The sequence below is a fragment of the Gandjariella thermophila genome (genome assembly GCF_005405885.1).
GTDB classification, from domain to species: Bacteria; Actinomycetota; Actinomycetes; order Mycobacteriales; family Pseudonocardiaceae; genus Gandjariella; species Gandjariella thermophila.
Window position 1 is genome coordinate 60962 of the sequence record NZ_BJFL01000027.1, and the last position, 19965, is coordinate 80926.

Below are 19965 nucleotides of genomic sequence, written 5' to 3' on the forward strand. Positions count from 1 at the left end.
AGCCGTTGATGACGGAGTACGTAGAGGCGCGGCCGGTCAACTTCTCAGAACTGAGCGCCGTGGTCGGAAGAGCGCCGGCGGTGGCCGAGAACGTCACGTACGAACGCCTTCTCGACGCGCGCTCGGAACCGCACAACTGGCTGACCTACTACGGCGCCTACAACGGTCAGCGGTACAGCCCGCTGGACCAGATCAACACCGAGAACGTCAGGCGGCTCGCACCCGCCTGGGTGTTCCAGTTCGGTGCGGCGGGCCTGCACGCCGGCCCGTCGACATACGCGTTCGAGGCCGCGCCGATCGTGGTGGACGGGGTCATGTACGTCTCCGGCTGGGATGGCTGGGTATGGGCCATCGACGCCCGGAACGGGCAGAACCTCTGGGTGTACAAGCACGCCATCCCGTTCGACACCTCGCTGTGCTGCGGCAACGTGAACCGCGGGGTCGCGGTCGCGAAGGGGAAGGTCTTCGTTGTCACGCTGAACGCCCACCTGATCGCTCTCGACGCGGTCACCGGAAAGTGCGTGTGGGACAGCACGTATGGTGACGTGCGGGCCGGGGAGAGCGCCACGCTCGCACCGCTGGTGGTGAAGAACCTGGTCATCGTGGGCAGCTCCGGTGGGGAGTTCGGGGTGCGCGGGCACCTCGACGCCTTCGATGTCGACAGCGGCGAGCACGTCTGGCGCTGCTACACGGTCCCCAAGCCGGGCGAGCCCGGCTCCGAGACCTGGCCCGCCGACGGTGAGGCCTGGGCGCGGGGCGGCGGCAACTGCTGGGTGACCGGCACCTTCGACCCGGAGACCAACCTCCTGTACTGGGGAACCGGGAACCCGGGGCCCGACTTCGACGGCGAGGTCCGGCAGGGCGACAACCTCTACACCGACAGCGTGATCGCCGTCGATGTCGACAGTGGCCGGATCCGCTGGCACTACCAGTGCACGCCGCACGATCTGTGGGACTATGACTCCACAATGGAGTGCGTTCTGTTCGAACAGGACGGTCGCAAGCTGCTGGCCCATTTCGACAAGAACGGGTACTGCTTCGTCCTCGATCGGACGAACGGCGACCTGGTCCGGGTGTTCCCGTTCGGGGAACGCATCACCTGGGGTGAGATCACTCCCGACGGCGCGGTGACGCCGAAGGTGTACCCGGACAAGGAGGGCGAGCCGGTGCACTTCTGGCCGGGGCCGGCCGGAGCCAAGGAATGGACGCACGCGGCCTACAGCCCGAAAACCGAGCTGTTCTACGTCCCGGTGCAGGACGTCGGCGCGGAGGTCACCCGGCGGCGCCGGCAGTTCAAGGAGAGCATCCCCTACTGGGGTGCGAGCGTCACGGTGGATGCCGAGGACATGCGCGGCTTCCTGAAGGCGTTCGACGTGTCGGGCAACGAGGCGTGGCGCTGGGCCAGCAGGTGGCCGCTGTCCGCTTCGGTGCTCGCCACGGCCGGCGATCTGACGTTCGTCGGCGAACCCTCCGGGGAGTTCAACGCGTTCCACGCGCGCACCGGGGAGCCGCTGTGGCGGTTCCAGACCGGAAGCGGGCACCACAGCAGCCCGACGACCTACAGCGTCGACGGGCGGCAGTACGTCGCCGTGCCGGTCGGGTGGGGTGCCTGGGTCGAAGGGTTCGCGCCGGGAATGCTGGGCGGCCAGCACGGCGACGCGCTCTTCGCCTTCGCCCTTCCCGAGGGCTAGCGCGCCCGATGTCGGCGGAAGGAGGTGCCATTGATGGAATCCGTTGCCGCCCGGTCCACGGCTCCCGAATGGGAGACCCCCGACTTCGAGGAGATCGGGTGCGCGGCCGAAGTGACCATGTACGTCGCGCAGTGGGAGGACTAGCGGTCGACACACGGGCGCCGGCGGCGGAGTCCGGCGCCCGTGCGCTCTCGAGCGCCGGAATCGGACCTTCCAGGAAGAGCAGGCCGGAATGTGGGTGCGCGTGCTCGGATCGGCGGCCGGCGGCGGGTTTCCGCAGTGGAACTGCGCGTGCCCGAACTGCCGGGCGGTCCGCGACGGCTCCCGGCCCTGCCGCCCTCGCACGCAGTCGGCGATCGCGGTGAGCACCGACCACCGGCGGTGGTTCCTGCTCAACGCCTCCCCCGACATCCGTGCCCAGATCGAAGCCTTCCCCGCCCTGCGGCCGGGCAACGGGCGGGCGACGCCGCTGCGCGCGGTGCTGCTCACCGATGCCGAGATCGACCACACGCTCGGCCTGCTGCTATTGCGGGAGGGCCGGTCCCTGGAGGTGCACGCCACCGCCTCGGTGCGCGAGACGCTGTGCCAGGGGACCGCGATTCTCCGGACGCTGGAGGCCTACTGCCGGGTCACGTGGCGACCGGTCGTCCCGGGAACCGACGTCTCACTGGGAGGTGGGCTGTCCTACCGGGCCTTCGATGTCCCCACCGACAAGCCGGCCCGCTTCGGGACGGGAGCCAGCCAGGGCCGGGTGGTGGGCTACCGGCTCACCGACCAGGCCACCGGCCGGGCAGCGGTGTACCTCCCTTGCGTGCAGCGGCTCACCGCAGCGGTGCGTGCGCAGCTCGATGACTGCGCCTGCCTGCTCGTGGACGGGACCTGCTGGCGGGACGACGAACTGATCCGGCTCGGCGTGGCCCGCAAAACCGCGCGGGACATGGGGCACCTGCCGATCGACGGTCCCGGCGGCAGCCTGGAACAACTGTCGCCGCTGCCCATCGACCACAAGATCTACCTCCACATCAACAACACCAACCCGATCCTGCTGGACGACGCCGCGGAACGGCGCGCCGTCGAGCGGGCCGGCATCGAGGTGGCCACCGACGGACTGGAGATGCGGATCTGAAAGCCATGACGACGCTCGCCGACACCGACAGCTTCGTGAGCGCGCTACGCGCCCAGGCGCAGCGGTACCACGACCGGCATCCCTTCCACCTGAGAATGAACGCGGGACGGCTGAGCCGCCGGCAGGTCCGGGGGTGGGTGGCGAACCGCTTCTACTACCAGGAGAACATTCCGCGCAAGGATGCCGCGATCCTCGCCAACTGCCCCAACCGCGAGGTGCGCCGGCGGTGGATCCGCCGCATCGTCGACCACGACGGCACCGCCGGCGACGAGGGCGGCATCGAGGCATGGCTGCGCCTGGCCGAGGCGGTGGGGCTGACCCGCGAGGAGGTGCTCGACCAGCGCCACCTCGTTCCCGGAGTGCGGTTCGCCGTCGACGCGTACATCGTCTTCGCCCGCACCCGGCCCTGGGTGGAGGCGGTGGCGTCCTCGTTGACCGAGCTTTTCGCCCCGGATCTGATGGCCGAGCGCCTCGCCGCGTTCGAGCGCTACTACCCGTGGATCGACCCTGGCGGGCTCACCTACTTCCGGTCCCGACTGGCCCAGGCGCCGCGCGACTCCGAACACGCCCTGCGGGTGGTGACCGAACACTGCCGCTCGCGCGACGAACAGGCGCGCGCCGTCGCGGCGCTCTCGTTCAAGTGCGACGTGCTCTGGAGCATTCTCGACGCCATCGACCACGCCTACCCAGATTGAGGACAGCGATGACCACGCAGGTGCGATCTTCCAGTCACCCCAGGCTGGCCTCGCACGTGCGGCTGACCTTCGACCGGATGCGGGGGCGGCACCTGCTGCTCGCGCCGGAGTCGGTGTCGATCCTCAACCCGACGGGTGCGGCCATTCTCGAGCTGTGTGACGGGCGGCGGACGGTTGCCGAGATCGTGGCCGCGCTCCGCGACCGATACCACCGCGTGGCCGGCGACGACGTCACGCATTTCCTCGCCCGCCTGGCCGCCAGACGGTACGTGGAGGTCGGCGATGACTAGTCCGGGTCCCACCAGCGCGCCCCGGCCGCGGGGAAGTCGGCACGCGCCAGACGAAACGTTCCCACGGCCGCTGGGACTGCTGGCCGAGCTCACCTACGCGTGCCCGCTGCACTGCCCGTACTGTTCCAACCCGCTCAACCTCGGCGACTACCGCGAGGAACTGACCACGGCGCAGTGGCACCGGGTGCTGACCGAGGCCGCCGAGCTGGGCGTCGTGCAGCTGCACCTGTCCGGCGGCGAACCACTCCTACGCCGGGACCTCGTCGAGATCGTGCACAGCGCCGGCGAGCTGGGCATGTACACCAACCTCATCACGAGCGCCATCGGCCTCTCGCCGCGCCGAGCCGACCGGCTGCGGGCGGCCGGCCTCGATCACGTTCAGATCAGCATCCAGGCCAGCGAGTCGACCGCGTCGGACCGCATCGCCGGCTTTCCCGCCTTCCAACGCAAGATCGCCGCGGCGCGCCTGGTGAAGCGGCTGGGCTGGCCGCTGACGCTGAACGTCGTCCTGCACCGTTACAACATCGACCGGATGGCCGACATCCTGGCGCTGGCCGAGCGGTTGGACGCCGACCGCGTCGAGTTGGCGAACACCCAGTACTACGGCTGGGCCTGGCGCAACCGCGCCGCGCTACTGCCCAGCCGGCGGCAACTGGAGCGGGCCGAGCGGATCGCCCGTGCCGCGCGCGACCGCCTGACCGGCCGCATGGAGATCATCTACGTGCTGCCCGACTACTACAGCACGTACCCGAAACCGTGCATGGGCGGCTGGGCCCGGCGGCAGCTCACGGTGGTGCCCAACGGCGATGTGCTGCCCTGCCCGGCCGCGCACTCGCTGCCGCTGCCTCGGGCCAGCGTGCGGGAGAACTCCCTTTCCCAGATCTGGACGCGGTCGCCGCTGTTCCAGCGCTTCCGCGGCACCGCGTGGATGCCCGAGCCGTGCCGGAGCTGCCCCCGCCGCGAGATCGACTTCGGTGGCTGCCGCTGCCAGGCGTTCCTGCTGACCGGCGACGCGGCCCGCACCGACCCCGTGTGCGTTCTCTCGCCCGACCACGGGATCGTGGCCGCCGCGGTACGGGGCGCCAACGAGGGCGAGTCTCTCGGCGAGGACGCACTCGACCCCCGTCCCCATCCGCACCGCGTCCAGCAGCCGTGATTGCGAACCTGCTGGCGCTCGGGTTCGTCCTCAGCCTGGACAACTTCCGCGCGTCGATCGCGCTCGGGCCGCTTCGGCTCAGCCGTCGCCGCGCCGTGCAGGTCGCCCTGATGTTCGGGTTCTGGGACGGTGTCGTCCCGCTGGTGGGCATGCTGGCCGGGCATTACGTCGGTCGCGCGATCGGCGCGGTCGCCGACTATGCCGGTCCGATCGTGCTGGGCGGGTACGGCCTGTATCTCGTCGTCCAGGCGCTGCGGAGCGCGGCTCCGGAAGAGCGGGACCGCCGCTGGTCGCTGCTCAGCCTTCCGCTGCCGTTGAGCCTGGACAACATCGTCGCGGGCGCGAGCCTGGGCCTGCTCGGCTTCTCCCCCTGGATCTCGGCTGCCGTGTTCGGTGTCATCACCGCGGTGATGTCGTTCGTCGGCCTGCAGATCGGGCGAGTGGTCGCCCACTTCGTCCCGATCCGCTCCGATCTGCTGAGTGGCCTCGGGCTGCTCGCCATGGCGGTCGTGCTGGCACTCGGGTGGTGACTGGGGAGCAGGACCTCACCCGGTCCCAGGTGGACGACCCACCCGGGACCGGGTGTTCGCGGGAAACCTCACCGGGCGCCCGCGACCGCCAGATCGTCGACGCACCTGCCGGCAACCTCGGCTCAGTCCACCCTCAGCAGCTTCCCGCTGGCCACGTCGAAGATGGTCCCGGTGACCTGGTCGGTGTGCGGAACGAATGGGCTGCTCCGGATCCGCGCGATGGACTGCCGGACATCGGTCTCGAGGTCGTCGAACGCCTCGGCCGCCCATGGCGGTTTGATTCCCGTCTCCCGCTGGATTCCGTCGCGGAACTCGTCGTCGGTGAAGGTGAGCATGCCGCAGTCGGTGTGGTGGACGAGCAGGATCTCCCGGGTGCCGAGCAGCCGCTGGCTGATCGCCAGCGAGCGGATGGCGTCGTCGGTGACCACGCCTCCGGCGTTCCGGATGACGTGCGCCTCGCCCTCGTTCAGGCCGAGAATCCGGTACACGTCCAGCCGGGCGTCCATGCACGCCACCACCGCGATCCGCTTGGCGGGTGGCAGCGGGAGCGGGCCGCGGAAGTCGGCCGCGTAACGCTCGTTGTTCGCGAGTAGTTCGGCGGTGACGGACATCTGCATCTGCTCCAGTCGAATGGTCGGTGGGCTTACCGGGCGTGCCACGCACCCCACCGCACGTCACCTCGGCACCGACGTGCGCGACGGTGCGTGGCTACCGACACGACTGGTCGAACAGCGACACGCGGCGAGCAGGCCAGCACGCGTCGAGCAGTGTCACCAGCACATCTCCATGGCAACACGCGGGCGCGACCGTGCTCAAGGGCCGCGCGGGCATCGACCGGGTGGGCGTCGCCCGCGGTGCGCTCAGGCCCGGGGCGCGGCGACCGGCACGCCCAGGCGGGCGGCCAGTTCGGTGAGGGCGCGGCCCAGCGGAAGGTCGACGCGGACGGACGCATGCTCGTCCCCGCGCGTGGCGCCCCGGTTGATGATGAGTACCGGCTTGCCCGCCCGGGCGGCATGCCGGACGAACCGCAGCCCCGACATGACGGCGAGCGAGGAGCCGAGGACGAGCAGCGCGCCGGCCTCGTCGACGAGTCGGTAGCAGCGCTCCACCCGAGGGCGTGGCACGTTCTCACCGAAGAACACGACGTCCGGTTTCAGTAACCCGGACCCGCACGCGGCGCAGGAGACCAGGCGGAAGCCGCGCACGACCCGGTCAGGGAGATCGACATCCCCGTCGGGGTTGACCCGGGTCACGGTGGCCTCGAAGGTCGGATTGGCCAGGCGCAGCCGCCGGTCGAGGTCCTCCCGCGCGCTGGTGCGCCGGCAGTCCAGGCACACCACCCGGTCAAGGCTGCCGTGCAGTTCCACGACGCCGGGGGCGCCGGCGGCCTGGTGCAGGCCGTCGACGTTCTGCGTGATGATGCCGGACAGGTAGCCGTGCACGCGCAGCGCGGCCACCGCACGGTGCCCGTCGTTGGGGCGGGCGCGGGCGATGGTGCGCCAACCGAGGTGGCTGCGGGCCCAATACCGGCGGCGGTTCTCCGCGCTGCGGACGAACTCGTCGTAGGTCATCGGCGTGTGCCGCCGCAGGCTGCCCGCCTCGCCGCGGTAGTCGGGTATTCCGGATTCGGTGGACAGCCCGGCGCCGCTGAGCACCACGACCCGACCCTCGCCGACGATCCGTACGACCTCGTCCAGGCTGGTCGAACCCGGCGACGGCGCCCCGGTGGGCGTCCAGGTGAGCGTCGGCCGCGTGCGCATGACCGAAAGCCTACGTGCGCCGGCCGGTTAGCGGCTCGGCGCCGCGGTCGGGACCGCCTACCCGGTTCCGGAACGACGTGGCTCGGTGGATCATGGTGTGAGCAACCCAGCATGGGAAGGATCGCCCCCGGATGTCGACCGGCGAGACGAACGCGCGCAAGATCCGTCGCGGCGAGGCCGAGCACGGTTGCCCGGTCAGCCGCGGTTCCGACGGGGTGTGGCTGGTCCGCGGTTTCACCGCCGCGCGGACCGCACTGCGCAGCCCCGGCACCGTCCAGGCGGGACTAGGGGTGGAGACCGTCAGCAGGATGCCTGCCAGGATCCGGCGGCCGGTGCTGTACCGGGACGGTGCGGAGCACCGCGAGCACCGCAGGCAGACCGCCAGGTTCTTCACGCCGCGCCGGGTGGACGAGCACTACCGCACGATCATGGAGCGCGCGGCCGAGGCGCAACTGGACATGCTGCGCGGGGCCGGCCGCGCGGACCTGTCGGATCTCAGCTTCGCCCTGGCCATCGAGGTGACCTGCGCGGTGCTCGGGATGACCGAAAGCCGGCCGGGCCTGCGGCGCCGGCTGGAGCGCTTCTTCCCCGAAGAGTTCGGCGAGCCCGGCTTCACCAGCCTCAACGGCCTGTACTGGGTCTGGCGGCAGGTCGTCAACTGGGCCGGGATGTACCTCGCCGACGTCCGCCCCGCGGTCCGTGCCCGCCGCCGGCAACGGCGCGACGACCTGATCTCCTACCTGCTCGACGAGGGCTGCTCCGCCGCCGAGATCCTCGGCGAATGCATCACGTTCGCCGCCGCGGGCATGGTGACCACGCGCGAGTTCGTCAACGTCGCGGCCTGGCACCTGTTCACCGACGACACGCTCCGGGACCGCTACCGCTCGGCCGACGAACCCGAACGGCTCGCGATCCTGCACGAGTTGCTGCGGCTGGAACCGGTGATCGGCCACCTCAGGCGTCGCACCACCGCGCCCGTGGACCTCCCGGCCGAGGACGGCGAGGTGGTCACCGTCCCGCCCGGCGAGGTGATCGACATCGACGTTAGCGCCACCAACGTGGACCCGCGGGCGATGGGCGAGCAGGCCCTCGCCGTGTGCCCGGGCCGCCCGCTCGCCGCCGGCGCCGGCGCCGGCGCTGCTGGCCTGTCCTTCGGGGACGGTGCGCACAAGTGCCCGGGTGCCACCATCGCCATCCTGGAGTCCGACATCTTTCTGACTCGGCTCCTCGCCCTGCCGGGCGTGCGGATGGCCAGCGCGCCGCGGGTGTCGTTCAAGGAGCCGATCAGCGGCTACGAGTTGCGCGGCATGGTCGTCGCGGTCCCGGCTCCGTCGTGATTCCCGTCAGTGCCTGTTCTGAGAACGCGCGCCCCGGCGCGTTCCCGAAATCAGCATCGCAGGCCAGTCCAGTTCCGGAACCGGCTGTCAGAGTGCCTTGAGTTCCTCGACGATCTCCGTGACGGACTTCTTCGCGTCGCCGAACAGCATCGAGGTGCGGTCGGCGTAGAACAGCGGGTTGTCGATCCCGGCGAACCCGCTGCTCATCGACCGCTTGAGCACGATGACGGCGCGGCTCTCGTCGACGTTGAGGATCGGCATGCCGTAGATCGGGCTGGACGCGTCGTTGCGCGCCGCCGGGTTGGTGACGTCGTTCGCCCCGATGACCAGCGAGACGTCGGTGCGGGCGAACTCGTCGTTGATCTCGTCCAGGTCCTTGAGCGCGTCGTACGGCACGTCGGCCTCGGCGAGCAGCACGTTCATGTGCCCCGGCATCCGCCCGGCCACCGGGTGGATCGCGTACTTGACCTCGACGCCCCGGGCCTCCAGCAGGTTGGCCATGTCCTTGACGGCGTGCTGGGCCTGCGCGACCGCCATACCGTACCCGGGCACCACGACGACCTGGCTGGCGTAGGCCATCTGGATCGCGGCGTCCGAGGCGGACACCGACCTGACGGTCCGCTCCACCCCGTCGCCCGCACCGGGAAGCACGCCGCCGCCGCCGAACCCGCCTGCGACGATCGCCGGGACGGTGCGGTTCATCGCGAGAGCCATCTGGTTGGTCAGAATCGACCCGGACGCGCCGACGATCATGCCCGCGACGATCATCGCGGTGTTGCCCAGCGCGACACCCGCGGCCGCCGCCGAGAGGCCGGTCAGCGCGTTCAGCAGTGAGATGACGACAGGCATGTCCGCGCCGCCGATCGGCAGCACGACCATCACGCCCAGCACCGCGGCGAACACCAGCAGCAGGATCATCCAGGCCTGCGAGGCGCCGCCGAGCCCGGCGAGCACCGCACACGCGACCGCGGCGACGAGCATCAGCAGGTTCACCGGCTGCTGGCGCTTGCCGAACCCGATGGGGCGGCCCGGCAGGATCTCCTGCAGCTTGCCGAACGCGATCAGCGACCCCCAGAACGACACCGACCCGATGAGCGCGGCGAACACCGAGGCGGCCGCGACGTAGGTGGCGGTGTCGGCGAACCCGCCGGAGGTGCGGAACTCCGACCACGCGATCAGCGCCACCGCGCCGCCGCCCACGCCGTTGAACAGGGCCACCATCTGGGGCATCGCGGTCATCTTCACCCGCCGCGCGGACGGGATGCCCACCGCGGTACCCAGGATCAGTCCGACCACGATGAGCGGCCAGTTGTTCTCGACCCGCAGCAGCGTGGCGACCACCGCCACGGCCATGCCCAGCGCGGCGATCTTGTTGCCGCGCACCGCGGTCTTTGGGCCGGTCAGCCCCATCAGGCCGGTGATGAACAAGCCGAACGCGACGATGTAGAGCACCGTCACCAGGGTGGCCATCACGCGTCGCCCTTCTCACCGGCGCGCTCGCGCGACGCCCTGGGTTTGAACATGCCCAGCATCCGGTCCGTCACCAGGAACCCACCGACGATGTTGATGGTGCCGAACGCGATCGCCACCACCAGGATGACCGAGTCCAGCACCGAGGGATCCCGCAGTTCGCCGAGCACCACGAGGCCACCCAGCAGCACGATGCCGTGGATCGCGTTGGTTCCCGACATCAGTGGCGTGTGCAGGGTGTTGGGCACCTTCGAGATGACCGCGAAGCCGACGAACCCGGCGAGGACCAGGATCGCGACGTTCGCGAGCAGGCTGCCGGAGTCCATCAGCCGTCTCCTTCCGTGCGGGTCACACAGGACGTGGCGAGGATCTCGTCCGTCCAGTCCGGCGCCACGGTGCCGGCGTCGTCGAGCATCAGTTCCAGCAACGCGAGGACGTTGCGCGCGTACAACTCGGAGGCATGCTCCGGCATCGTGGCCGGCAGGTTGAGCGGCGAGACGATGGTGACGTCGTGCCGGACGGCGACCTCGCCGGGCTCGGTCAGCTCGCAGTTCCCGCCGGACTCCCCCGCCAGGTCGACCACCACGCTGCCGGGGCGCATCCCCTCGACCGCCTGCGCGGTGACCAGTGTCGGCGCCCGCCGGCCCGGCACCAGCGCCGTGGTGATGACGGCGTCGAACCCGGTGACGGCCTCCTCGAGGCGCTGCTGTTGCTCGGCCCGCTCGTCCTCGGTGAGTTCGCGGGCGTAGCCGCCCTCGCCGACGGCGGCGATCCCGAGATCCAGCCACTGCGCCCCGACCGAGCGCACCTGGTCGGCCACCTCGGGACGGACGTCGTAGCCGGTCGTCCGGGCGCCGAGCCGCTTCGCCGTGGCCAGCGCCTGCAGGCCCGCCACCCCCACGCCCAGCACGAGGACGGTCGCCGGCTTCACGGTGCCGGCCGCGGTCGTCAGCATCGGGAAGAACCGGGTGGAGTGCTCGGCGGCGAGCAGCGCGGCCCGGTAACCGGCCACGGTCGCCTGCGAGGACAGCGCGTCCATGGACTGCGCCCGGGAGATCCGCGGAATGGACTCCATCGCGAAGGCGGTGACTCCCGCGTCGCGCAGCGCCGTCACGGTCTCGGGAGAGGTCAACGGCGCCAGGAAGCCGATCAGGGTGGCGCCGGAGGACAGCCGACCGATCTCCTCCGCCGTGGGCGGGGTGACCTTCACCACCACGTCGGCCGACCAGGGATCACCGATCTTGGCCCCGGCCTCGGCGTAGCTCGCGTCCGGAATCAGCGCGCCCAGTCCGGCACCGGACTCCACCACGACGCGCACTCCGCGTGCGCACAGCCGTTCCACGACCTTCGGCACCAGCGCGACCCGGCGTTCCCCGGCGTTCGTCTCGCGTGGCACTCCTACCGTGCTGCTCATCCGACCCGCTTCCCGATCCGCCTACGCCCGGCTCGCCGTTGTTCCGAACTCGACGCTCCATTGTAGAAGTCGACCCGTTGTAGGTAGTGACGGGGTTCTTGCCGAATGCTGACAGTCCACCGAACGGGTAGTCGATCAGCGGATCCCTGCGCGGGTTACCGAAAATCCGACCCGCCGTGTGCCGGGTACGGCGTGGCGGTCGCCGCAATCCGCGTTGCGCACCGGAAAGGCGTCCCCACGATTAGTGGTGCTCCCGCCGAATGGCGACGGCGCGACACCGCCGCGCGGGCGCGTGCCGCGGCGCGGACCGGCGCCCGCGGAAAGCCACCCGGGGACGGCGGACGGCTTTCCGCGGGCGAACCAGGTGGTTACCCGGCGGCCACGCGCTCGGGCGCCGGGCCGGCCTGGTCGCCGGCGTATCGGGCGCGCAGCGCCTTCTTGTCCGGCTTGCCGAGCCCGGTCACCGGCAGCGAGTCCGCCACGACGACCCGCTTGGGGGCGTGCACCGGACCCTTGCGCTCGCGCACCGCCGAGGTGATCTCGCCGGTCAGCCGCTCGGCGGACGCGGCGTCGCGCGGGGTGTCCTCGCGGAGGACGACGACCGCGGTCACCGCCTCGCCCCATTTCTCGTCGGGGGTGCCGATCACGGCCACCTGCGCGACCGCGGGATGCTCGGCGACCACGTCCTCGACCTCGCGCGGGAAGACGTTGAACCCACCGGTGACGATCATGTCCTTGACCCGGTCGACGATGAACCAGAAGCCGTCCTCGTCCTCGCGGGCGACGTCGCCGGTGTGCAGCCAGCCGTCCCGGAAGGTCTCGGCGGTGACCTCGGGCAGGTTCCAGTAGCCGGCCGCGAGCAGCGGCCCGGCCACGCAGATCTCGCCGGGTTCGCCCACCGGCACCGGGTTGCCGTCCTGGTCGAGCAGCGCGGTGCGCAGGAACGCGGACGGGCGCCCGCAGGAGGACAGCCGCTTGTCGTCGTGGTCCCGCCTGGCCAGGTAGCTGATCACCATGGGGGCCTCGGACTGGCCGTAGTACTGCGCGAAGATCGGCCCGAACCGGTCGATCGCCTCGCGCAGCCGGACCGGGTTGATCGACGCCGCCCCGTAGTACACGGTCCGCAGCGAGGACAGGTCGCGGGTGCGCGAGTCCGGGTGGTCCAGCAGCGCGTACAGCATGGTCGGCACCAGCATGGTGGCGGTGATCCGCTGCTCCTCGATGGTGCGCAGCACCTCGGCCGGGTCGAACCTGGGCAGCACGACCAGGGAGCCGCCCTTCATCAGGGTCGGTGCGAAGAACGCGGCGCCGGCGTGCGATAGCGGCGTGCAGATGAGGAACTTCGGCGACTCCGGCCACTCCCATTCGGCGAGTTGGATCTGCGTCATGGCCGCCATCGAGGAGGCGGTGCCCACGACGCCCTTGGGCTTGCCGGTGGTTCCGCCGGTGTAGGTGATCGAGACGACGTGGTCGGGCGGCAACTCCGCGGCGACCAGCGGTTTCGGCTGGTACGCCGCGGCCACCGCGGTGAGGTCCCGGCCCACGTGGGCCAACTCGTCCGGCACCGGCCCGATGGTGAGCACCTGGGCGAGCCCCGGAACCCGGTCGAGCAGGCCGAGCGCGCGCTCGACGAAGGCCGGGACCGGGTCGATGATCAGGGTCGTGATGCCCGCGTCGTTGAGGATGTACGCGTGGTCGTCGAGTGAGCCCAGCGGGTGCAGCGAGGTCCGCCGGGAGCCGTGGATCTGGCCGGCGCCAATGATCAGCAGCACCTCGGGACGGTTGAGGGAGAGCAGGGCCACGGGCGCGCCGGTGCCGGCGCCGAGCGCGTCGAAAGCCTGGGCGTACTGGCTGATCCGAGCGGCCGTCTCGGCGCCCGTCATGGTGGTCTCGCCGAGTACCAGCACCGGCCGGTCCCGGTGGCGGTTGAGGGCGGCGATGGTCAGGTGACCGAGGTGGTTCGGAAGCCGCATCGCTTCGTCGTTCATGGCAGTCCTTCCGACTCATCCGGCGCGCCACCGGCACGCTCCGTCCGACCCACCCGCCCGAAACTAGAACACGTTATCCAAGCGAGCAACGACTGATCTCGGATGCGTGGGAGGAACTGGTCGGCGTAAGACTGTAACAGATACTAGCGATATGCCCGGAGTCACGGTGCTGGCGGGGACGCGGTCTCCGCACCCGGCTCGCCGGTCGCCAGGGCGTAGTTGGCGGCCTCGTCCACGTCGAACCGCAGGCCGCGCTTGAAGGACTGGTCGAAGGCGCGGTCGCCGAGCGAGCGACGGGCGGTCGCCTCGCTGCGCTCCCGCGACTCGACCAGGTGCGGCGCACCGGCCTGCGGCTCCCCCATGGTCTGCCAGGTCGTCTGGGCCCCACCGAGCAGCACGGCCGCCCGTTCGCCGGCGCCCTCGGCGGCGGCCGTCCACGCCAGCATGTCGACGGCGAAGGCCATGCCCAGGACGTCATGGAAGATCTGCTTGATACGCAGGCATTCCCGCGCGTACTCGGCCGCCTGCCTCGGCCGGCCCCGGGTCCACTCCACCAGCGACAGCGCCCACAGCGCCCACGACCGTGCCCAGATGTCGCCGCGCCGCTCGCTGAGCGCCCGGCACCGCTGGCTGAGCGAGACGGCCCGATCGAAGTCACCCTGGCCGACCGCCGCATAGGCCAGCATCACCCAGCCGGTGGCCGCGATCGCGCCGAACTGGTCCAGCGCCTCGTGCCGTTCCAGGCTGTGGGTCAGCAGCGGCTCGGCCTCCGCCAGGTCACCGCGGGCCAGTGCGGCCAGCCCGCGGATCTGGGTCACGTAGGCCAGCGTCGACTCGTCGCCGGACTCGCGGGCCAGGTCCCGAGCCTCGTCGAGCATCCGCACCGCGGACGGGTTGTCGCCCTGGAACGTCGTGATGAAGCTGTTCACCCACAGCGCCGTGGCCCGCTCACCGCTGGGTTCGGTGTCCAGTTCCAGCCCGCGCTCGAGCCAGTAGCAGCCCTCGGCGACGTAACCGCAGGCCAACCAGTAGAACCACAGCGTGGCCGCCATGCGGAGCCCGGCCCGGACCTCACCCGGGGTGGACAGGCAGTAGCTCAACGCGGCACGCAGGTTGGCGTGGTCTCGCCGCAGGCGGGTGAACCAGGCCACCTGGTGCGGGCCGAACCACTCGGCGTCCCCCTGCCGCGCCAGGTTCAGGTACCAGTTCCGGTGCCGCCGGCGCAGTTCGGCCTCCTCGCCGGTCTCCCGCAGCCGTTCCAGCCCGAACTGGCGCACCGTGTCCAGCAACCGGTACCGCGCCTGCCCGCCGTGTTCCTCCCGGAGCAGCACCGACTTGTCGATCAGCCCGTTCACCAGGTCGAGGACCGCCTCCGCGTGGATGTCCCCACCCGCGCAGACATCCTCCGCCGCGGCGAGGTCGAAGGCACCGGAGAACACCGACATCCGCTCCCACATGCGCCGCTCCGCGTCCTCGCAGAGCTGGAAGCTCCAGCTCAACGTCGCGTAGAGGCTACGGTGCCGCTCCGTCGGGCCCCGGAAGCCGGGAAGCAGCAGGCGCGCGTGGTCGTCCAGCCGGGAGGCGAGCACGTCCAGCGGGAAGATCCGCAGCCGCGCCGCGGCCAGTTCGATCGCCAGCGGCAGGCCGTCCAGCTGGTGGCACAGCCGGGCCACGGTGGCCTCGTTCCGCGGCGTGATGCGGAATCCCGCGGCCGCCGCGTGCGCACGCTCGGCGAACAGCGCCACGGCGTGGTTCTCCGAACTCCTTCGGAACGAACCCATCCACTCCGGATCCGGTGCCTCCAGCGGGCCCACCGGCAGGATCTGCTCGCCCGCGACGCCCAGCACCTCCCGGCTGGTCACCAGGACCCGCAGCTTCGGCGCGGCGCGCAGCAACGTGCTCACCATCTCGGCGCACTCGGCGGACACCCGCTCGCAGTTGTCCAGCACCAGCAGCAGCCGCTTCGCGCGCAGGTAGCCGACCAGCACGTCCATCGGGTCACGGGTGGACTGCTCGCCGACGCGCAGCGCCTGAACAACGGTGTGCGCCAGCAGCGCCCGGTTCTGCAGCGGTGCCAGGTCGACGAACCACACGCCGTCCCGGCACGTGTCGGCCACCTGCCGGGCCGCGCGCAGCGCCAAACGCGTTTTGCCCACGCCACCGGGTCCGATGAGCGTGACCAGCCGTGAAGAACGGAGCAGCTCTTCCGCCGTGGCCAACTCGGCCCGGCGATTCACGAAACTACTCAGCTCTCCCGGCAGGTTGACGGCCCGCCGGGATGTGCTCCGAGCCACGACCACACGCTAGGCTTTTCTGGAAAAATGGTCAAAAAGATCTCGCCGGCCACGATTCCGTTCCGAAAAGGATCTGCCGGCGCCACGCCTTCTCCCGGACGTGCTGGGCACCCGGTACGCGCGGCGACCGGCGCGCCGATGACCACCGCGGTGCCGGGCGAGGACGGGCGGGCACGCCCGAACGGCTCAGTGAGAGCGCTCCCATCCAGACCTTGACCGGCCGGCCGGCCCGGACAACACTCTCCGGCAGAACAGAGGTATAGACCATTAAGCAGGCCGGCAATCGATCCTCGACGAGGCGGGAGGTCGCAGATGGGTTCGCGGAGCGGATTACGGCGGTGGCGCACCGCGCCGGTGGCACTGGCACTGGCCATCGGCGCGACGGGAGCGGCGGTCGGTGTGGCCGGGCAGGTGCTCTCCGCGGCGCCCGCGGCCGCGGCGGGCGCACCCGCGTCCTGGCGGCTCACCTGGTCCGACGAGTTCACAGGACAAGGCGGGACGGCACCGGACGCCAGCCGCTGGCGGTACGACACCGGCGGTGGCGGCTGGGGCAACGCCGAACTCGAGTACTACACCGGCAACCGGAACAACTCCTACCTGGACGGCGCCGGGAACCTCGTCATCCAGGCCCGGCAGGACGACGCCGCCCAGTACTCCTGCTGGTACGGCACCTGCCGGTACACCTCGGCGCGCCTGCTCACCGCCGGCACGTTCAGCCAGGCCTACGGGCGGTTCGAGGCCCGCATCCAGATCCCGCGCGGGCAGGGGATGTGGCCGGCGTTCTGGGCCCTCGGGAACAACATCGGCAGCGTGGGCTGGCCGGCCTCCGGCGAGATCGACGTGATGGAGAACATCGGCCGCGAGCCGGCCAGCGTGCACGGCAGCCTGCACGGCCCGAGCTTCGACACCACGAGCACCTACACGCTGCCCGGCGGCGCGTTCGCGGACGGCTTCCACACCTTCGCCGCCGACTGGTACCCCGACCACATCTCGTTCTCGGTGGACGGCCAGGTCTACGACACCCGGTACCGGGCGGCCTCGGGCTCCGGCTGGGTGTTCGACCACCCGTTCTTCCTGCTGCTCAACGTCGCCGTCGGCGGCAACTGGCCGGGCAGCCCGGACGGGTCGACGTCGTTTCCGCAGCGGATGCTGGTGGACTACGTGCGCGTCTACGCTCCGGCCAGCCCCACCACGGCGGCCACCGGCCAGATCACCGGCATCGGCGGCAGGTGCGTCGACGTGAACGGGGCCAACACCGCGAACGGCACGGCGGTGCAGCTCTACGACTGCAACGGCACCGCGGCGCAGAACTGGACGATGGGCACCGACGGCACGATCCGCGCGCTGGGTAAGTGCATGGACGTCACCGGCGCCGGCACCGCCAACGGCACGCCCGTGCAGCTCTACGACTGCAACGGCACCGGCGCGCAACAGTGGCTGGTGGAGTCGAACGGGCAACTGTTCAACCCGAACTCCGGCAGATGCCTGGACGCCACGAACAACAGCTCCGCCAACCTCACCCGGCTGCAGGTCTGGGACTGCTACGGCAGCGGCAACCAGACCTGGAACGTGCCGTAACACCGCCGTCCCGGCCGAGCGGCACGCGCGCGGCGGCCGGCGCGCCGCGATCGCTCCCGGCCGGCCCGGGGAGGCGTTCGCCGGCGCGCCGGCCGTGGCGTCAGACCGCGGGCGTGTGGTGCGCCGCCCCGTCGCCCGCCACGACGTAGCTGCGGGCTCCGGCGATCCCGACCGGGGCGTCCCCGGCCACGGTCACCCGGTGCAGCCGGCGAGGCAGGTCGCCATAGTCGTCCGGCGCGTAGTGCTGGGTGCCGCGGTTGTCGAACACGACACCCACCGCCTCCAGTCCGAACTCGACATTGCCCTGCGCCGTGCGCCACGGCAGCAACGCGTACTGCTGGAACACGGTGAAGCCGGCGATGACCTCCTCGCGCGGCCTGGTCCGGGCCCACTCGATCGCCTTGGCCACGCCGGTGACGAAGGTTCGTGTCGTGTTCGGGTTCTGCGCGATGAACTTCCTGGTGAGCACGTAGCCGCCGCGGTGAAGCTGCCCAGCAGCTCGAAGTCGTTGAACAGCTGGCGGATGCCACCGTTCGCCAGCGCCCTGTCGCGCAGGATGTCACCGAGCACGCCGACGTCGATCCGCCGCTGGCGCAGCGACTGCTCCGTGTTGACCGGCGGCACCACCAGCGGCTCCACCTTCGCGATCTCCTCGACGGTCTCGTCGCGAAGTGGCCACCGGTAGTCCTTTGCTGACGGGATGGAGAAATGCTGAAGAAACCGTTGCCGGCGCGGCTCGAGGAGCGCGCGCGTCCGTGGCTGGCACCGGAGCGAAGAGGAACTGTCGTTCGGGCGGAAACCGGCCGGAACGTGGTTTCGGAGAGCGATCAGCGAGCGGCGAGACAGGTGGCGCTCGGCTGCCGCCGCAGATCGACGTGCAGGCGGGAGCCGAGGCTGATCGTCACCAGCAGCCGAGACGGCCGTGTGTACACATTGGACGACCGTCCGGCCATGGACGTCTACCTGGAACGGCTCGGCGCACCACCCGAGGCGTACACCGATCCCGCCGCCTTCACCAGGTTCGCGCTTCCCCGGCCGCTGGGCGTGCAACGGCGCAGCGGCGTCGAACCCCACAACATGAGCACGGAGATGGACATCGAGGGCCGCTCGATCGGTGGTGGCGGTGCCATCGACCCCGGTGGCCTGGTGTGGGCCATGACCGGTGACGAGACCTCGATCCTGGCCGCCACCGACGCCGCCTGCACCGAGGTACTCGCCGGGCTGGGTGAGCGCGATCCCGTGGGCCTGCTGACGTTCAGTTGCGCCGCGCCCCGGCCGGTCCTCGGGTCCGACGGCATCCAGCGGGAGAACAGGCGAATCGCCAAACACGCCGACGGGCTGCCCTACGCCGGCTTCTACACCTACGGGGAGATCGCCCGCACCCGCGGCATCGACGGGTTCCACAACCAGACGCTCACCGTGCTGGCTTTGGGCTGAACGGCCCCGCGAAGCCGCGCCCGCGCGCGGATCGTCACCGTCCGTAGCATGGCATGTCGGTGGACGCGGGCGGGTACCGCGCAGAAGTGAAACACCTCGACGCGCGGGGATGAGCACTGTGGGCGCCGCGGCAGACGTCAGTCCCGCGAGGCCGCTCAGTTGGTCATCGACACGTACGGCGAGGAGGACCTGCGGCGTGCCGCCGACGAGGGTGCGCGGAGGTAATCCGGTGGCGCACCGGGGAGGAGCGGAGGTGGGGCGATGGGTGTGCATGGAGCGCGCCAGCGCGTCCGGCGAGCAAACCGCAGGCTGCGTCGCTCGGTCCGGGAGCAGCTCGTCTGCGAGACGGTCCGCATGGTTCCTCGGCTGCTGCGCCACCCGGTGTGGCGGCAGGTGGACCCGGACCAGGGCGGCGGTCAGGGCGTGCTGCTCGTTCCCGGTTTCGGCCTCGGCGACCGCAGTCTCACGCTGACCAGCACCTGGCTGCGGGCGCGCGGCTACCACCCGGCCGCGGCGCGGATCGGCCTCAACGTCGGTTGCACCATGGAGCTGGTCGAGCGCATCGAGGCACGGCTCGCGGAACACGCCGAGGCCACCGGGCGGCGGGTGATCGTCCTCGGGCAGAGCCGCGGCGGCTGGCTCGGCCGCCTGGCGGCGGTTCGCCGCCCGGACCTGGTGCGCGGTCTGGTGATGCTGGCCAGTCCGGTGCTCAATCCGGTCGGTGTGCGCTCGAACGCCGTGCGCCTGGCCCGCCTGCTGGCGTGGCTCGCCGGCCTGGGCCTGCCCGGTGTGCTGGATGCCGACTGCCTGTCCGGCGACTGCTCCCGAGCCACGCTGCGCGCGCTCGCGGAATCTCTCCCGCCGAGTGTCCCGGCGCTGTCGGTGTACTCCCGGCTGGACGGCATCGTGCCCTGGCGGTTGTGCCTCGATCCCTCTGCCAGGTGCGTGGAGGTGCGCAGCACGCACACCGGAATGGGTCTCGACCCGGACGTCTACACCGCGGTGCAGCCCACGCTGGCCGCGTGGGCGGCGACCGATCCGTTAGCCGCCGGCCGCACCACGCGTAGTAACACGCCTCCTTACCTTCTTCCTGTGTCGCTCGGGGCCGGTCGTAGGGTTCCGACGACCCAGGGGTGCCGGGTATGGCTTCCATGCCTCCGCCAGCGATGGCCCAGGGGGATTGGCCGCCCGGCATCCCA

The 19965-nt window shown here is 71.0% G+C and carries 18 protein-coding genes and 1 pseudogene; 11 read left to right on the top strand and 8 right to left on the bottom strand.

All coding sequences use genetic code 11. From position 1 onward, the window contains the following. Nucleotides 1–8: 8 nt before the first annotated feature. The 7 genes from FFT21_RS21335 (at nt 9) to FFT21_RS21365 (ending at nt 5488) form a co-directional block, all read left to right on the top strand. Nucleotides 9–1691, top strand: coding sequence for a PQQ-dependent dehydrogenase, methanol/ethanol family (locus tag FFT21_RS21335; protein WP_137815693.1), 1683 nt, complete (start codon nt 9–11; stop codon nt 1689–1691). Between the two features lie 33 nt (nt 1692–1724). After that, a complete protein-coding gene (gene pqqA, locus FFT21_RS21340) occupies nt 1725–1835 on the top strand; it encodes a pyrroloquinoline quinone precursor peptide PqqA (protein ID WP_137815694.1) in 111 nt (36 codons plus the stop codon). Between the two features lie 88 nt (nt 1836–1923). Further along, nucleotides 1924–2817, top strand: a complete 894-nt coding sequence (pqqB, locus tag FFT21_RS21345; protein WP_137815695.1) for a pyrroloquinoline quinone biosynthesis protein PqqB — start codon at nt 1924–1926, stop codon at nt 2815–2817. Nucleotides 2818–2822: 5 nt separating this feature from the next. Continuing rightward, nucleotides 2823–3512 carry a pyrroloquinoline-quinone synthase PqqC gene (pqqC, locus tag FFT21_RS21350; RefSeq protein ID WP_137815696.1) on the top strand — a complete coding sequence of 230 codons (690 nt, stop codon included), beginning with the start codon at nt 2823–2825 and terminating at the stop codon, nt 3510–3512. Between the two features lie 8 nt (nt 3513–3520). Continuing rightward, nucleotides 3521–3802, top strand: a complete 282-nt coding sequence (gene pqqD, locus FFT21_RS21355; protein WP_137815697.1) for a pyrroloquinoline quinone biosynthesis peptide chaperone PqqD — start codon at nt 3521–3523, stop codon at nt 3800–3802. After that, complete coding sequence (gene pqqE / locus FFT21_RS21360; RefSeq protein WP_137815698.1) at nt 3795–4958, top strand: pyrroloquinoline quinone biosynthesis protein PqqE; 1164 nt, start codon at nt 3795–3797, stop codon at nt 4956–4958. Before pqqD ends, pqqE begins: the two co-directional genes overlap by 8 nt. Beyond that, nucleotides 4955–5488, top strand: a complete 534-nt coding sequence (locus FFT21_RS21365) for a manganese efflux pump MntP (RefSeq protein ID WP_137815699.1) — start codon at nt 4955–4957, stop codon at nt 5486–5488. The genes pqqE and FFT21_RS21365 overlap by 4 nt, the downstream gene beginning before the upstream one ends. Nucleotides 5489–5610: 122 nt before the next feature. Here FFT21_RS21365 and FFT21_RS21370 read toward each other — a convergent pair whose 3' ends face one another. Together FFT21_RS21370 and FFT21_RS21375 are read right to left on the bottom strand one after the other, a co-directional pair. Continuing rightward, nucleotides 5611–6099, bottom strand: coding sequence for a beta-class carbonic anhydrase (locus FFT21_RS21370; protein ID WP_137815713.1), 489 nt, complete (start codon nt 6097–6099; stop codon nt 5611–5613). Between the two features lie 249 nt (nt 6100–6348). Continuing rightward, nucleotides 6349–7248: an NAD-dependent protein deacetylase gene (locus tag FFT21_RS21375; RefSeq protein ID WP_137815700.1), complete on the bottom strand. Its 900-nt coding sequence runs from the start codon at nt 7246–7248 to the stop codon at nt 6349–6351. A gap of 131 nt (nt 7249–7379) precedes the next feature. On the opposite strand from FFT21_RS21375, the gene FFT21_RS21380 reads away from it, so the two are divergent. Beyond that, a complete protein-coding gene (locus FFT21_RS21380) occupies nt 7380–8585 on the top strand; it encodes a cytochrome P450 (RefSeq protein WP_137815701.1) in 1206 nt (401 codons plus the stop codon). Between the two features lie 87 nt (nt 8586–8672). On the opposite strand, the gene FFT21_RS21385 is transcribed toward FFT21_RS21380, so the two are convergent. The 5 genes from FFT21_RS21385 to FFT21_RS21405 all read right to left on the bottom strand — a co-directional run bounded on the left by FFT21_RS21385 (nt 8673) and on the right by FFT21_RS21405 (nt 15751). Further along, nucleotides 8673–10055 carry an NAD(P)(+) transhydrogenase (Re/Si-specific) subunit beta gene (locus FFT21_RS21385; RefSeq protein WP_137815702.1) on the bottom strand — a complete coding sequence of 461 codons (1383 nt, stop codon included), beginning with the start codon at nt 10053–10055 and terminating at the stop codon, nt 8673–8675. After that, nucleotides 10055–10381: an NAD(P) transhydrogenase subunit alpha part 2 gene (locus FFT21_RS21390; RefSeq protein WP_137815703.1), complete on the bottom strand. Its 327-nt coding sequence runs from the start codon at nt 10379–10381 to the stop codon at nt 10055–10057. The genes FFT21_RS21385 and FFT21_RS21390 overlap by 1 nt, the downstream gene beginning before the upstream one ends. Continuing rightward, a complete protein-coding gene (locus FFT21_RS21395) occupies nt 10381–11469 on the bottom strand; it encodes a Re/Si-specific NAD(P)(+) transhydrogenase subunit alpha (protein WP_137815704.1) in 1089 nt (362 codons plus the stop codon). The genes FFT21_RS21390 and FFT21_RS21395 overlap by 1 nt, the downstream gene beginning before the upstream one ends. Before the next feature lie 368 nt (nt 11470–11837). Next, entirely contained in the window at nt 11838–13457 is a 1620-nt protein-coding gene (gene fadD8 / locus FFT21_RS21400; RefSeq protein ID WP_137815705.1) for a fatty-acid--CoA ligase FadD8, read from the bottom strand. A gap of 161 nt (nt 13458–13618) precedes the next feature. Further along, a complete protein-coding gene (locus FFT21_RS21405) occupies nt 13619–15751 on the bottom strand; it encodes an ATP-binding protein (protein ID WP_192909673.1) in 2133 nt (710 codons plus the stop codon). Between the two features lie 312 nt (nt 15752–16063). On the opposite strand from FFT21_RS21405, the gene FFT21_RS21410 reads away from it, so the two are divergent. Further along, nucleotides 16064–17329 (top strand): glycoside hydrolase family 16 protein, encoded by a 1266-nt coding sequence (locus FFT21_RS21410; protein WP_137815707.1) that lies wholly within the window; start codon nt 16064–16066, stop codon nt 17327–17329. A gap of 100 nt (nt 17330–17429) precedes the next feature. Here the strand turns inward: FFT21_RS21410 and FFT21_RS21415 are convergent. Then, nucleotides 17430–17600, bottom strand: a pseudogene (locus FFT21_RS21415) (TauD/TfdA family dioxygenase); the annotation flags it as partial. Nucleotides 17601–18280: 680 nt separating this feature from the next. Between FFT21_RS21415 and FFT21_RS21425 the strand changes: the two are divergent. Together FFT21_RS21425 and FFT21_RS21430 are read left to right on the top strand one after the other, a co-directional pair. Continuing rightward, nucleotides 18281–18766, top strand: a complete 486-nt coding sequence (locus FFT21_RS21425) for an FIST C-terminal domain-containing protein (protein WP_192909674.1) — start codon at nt 18281–18283, stop codon at nt 18764–18766. A 261-nt stretch (nt 18767–19027) separates the two neighbouring features. Then, nucleotides 19028–19965, top strand: a 938-nt coding sequence (locus tag FFT21_RS21430; protein ID WP_307722953.1) for an alpha/beta fold hydrolase, incomplete at its 3' end; no start/stop codon positions are given.

Bases quoted from the DNA above. Each gene is read 5' to 3' on its own strand.
- FFT21_RS21335 (WP_137815693.1), top strand. From the start codon at position 9: ATGACGGAGTACGTAGAGGCGCGGCCGGTCAACTTCTCAGAACTGAGC.
- pqqA (WP_137815694.1), top strand. From the start codon at position 1,725: ATGGAATCCGTTGCCGCCCGGTCCACGGCTCCCGAATGGGAGACCCCC.
- pqqB (WP_137815695.1), top strand. From the start codon at position 1,924: ATGTGGGTGCGCGTGCTCGGATCGGCGGCCGGCGGCGGGTTTCCGCAG.
- pqqC (WP_137815696.1), top strand. From the start codon at position 2,823: ATGACGACGCTCGCCGACACCGACAGCTTCGTGAGCGCGCTACGCGCC.
- pqqD (WP_137815697.1), top strand. From the start codon at position 3,521: ATGACCACGCAGGTGCGATCTTCCAGTCACCCCAGGCTGGCCTCGCAC.
- pqqE (WP_137815698.1), top strand. From the start codon at position 3,795: ATGACTAGTCCGGGTCCCACCAGCGCGCCCCGGCCGCGGGGAAGTCGG.
- FFT21_RS21370 (WP_137815713.1), bottom strand. From the start codon at position 6,099: ATGTCCGTCACCGCCGAACTACTCGCGAACAACGAGCGTTACGCGGCC.
- FFT21_RS21375 (WP_137815700.1), bottom strand. From the start codon at position 7,248: ATGCGCACGCGGCCGACGCTCACCTGGACGCCCACCGGGGCGCCGTCG.
- FFT21_RS21380 (WP_137815701.1), top strand. From the start codon at position 7,380: ATGTCGACCGGCGAGACGAACGCGCGCAAGATCCGTCGCGGCGAGGCC.
- FFT21_RS21385 (WP_137815702.1), bottom strand. From the start codon at position 10,055: ATGGCCACCCTGGTGACGGTGCTCTACATCGTCGCGTTCGGCTTGTTC.
- FFT21_RS21390 (WP_137815703.1), bottom strand. From the start codon at position 10,381: ATGGACTCCGGCAGCCTGCTCGCGAACGTCGCGATCCTGGTCCTCGCC.
- FFT21_RS21395 (WP_137815704.1), bottom strand. From the start codon at position 11,469: ATGAGCAGCACGGTAGGAGTGCCACGCGAGACGAACGCCGGGGAACGC.
- fadD8 (WP_137815705.1), bottom strand. From the start codon at position 13,457: ATGAACGACGAAGCGATGCGGCTTCCGAACCACCTCGGTCACCTGACC.
- FFT21_RS21410 (WP_137815707.1), top strand. From the start codon at position 16,064: ATGGGTTCGCGGAGCGGATTACGGCGGTGGCGCACCGCGCCGGTGGCA.
- FFT21_RS21425 (WP_192909674.1), top strand. From the start codon at position 18,281: ATGGACGTCTACCTGGAACGGCTCGGCGCACCACCCGAGGCGTACACC.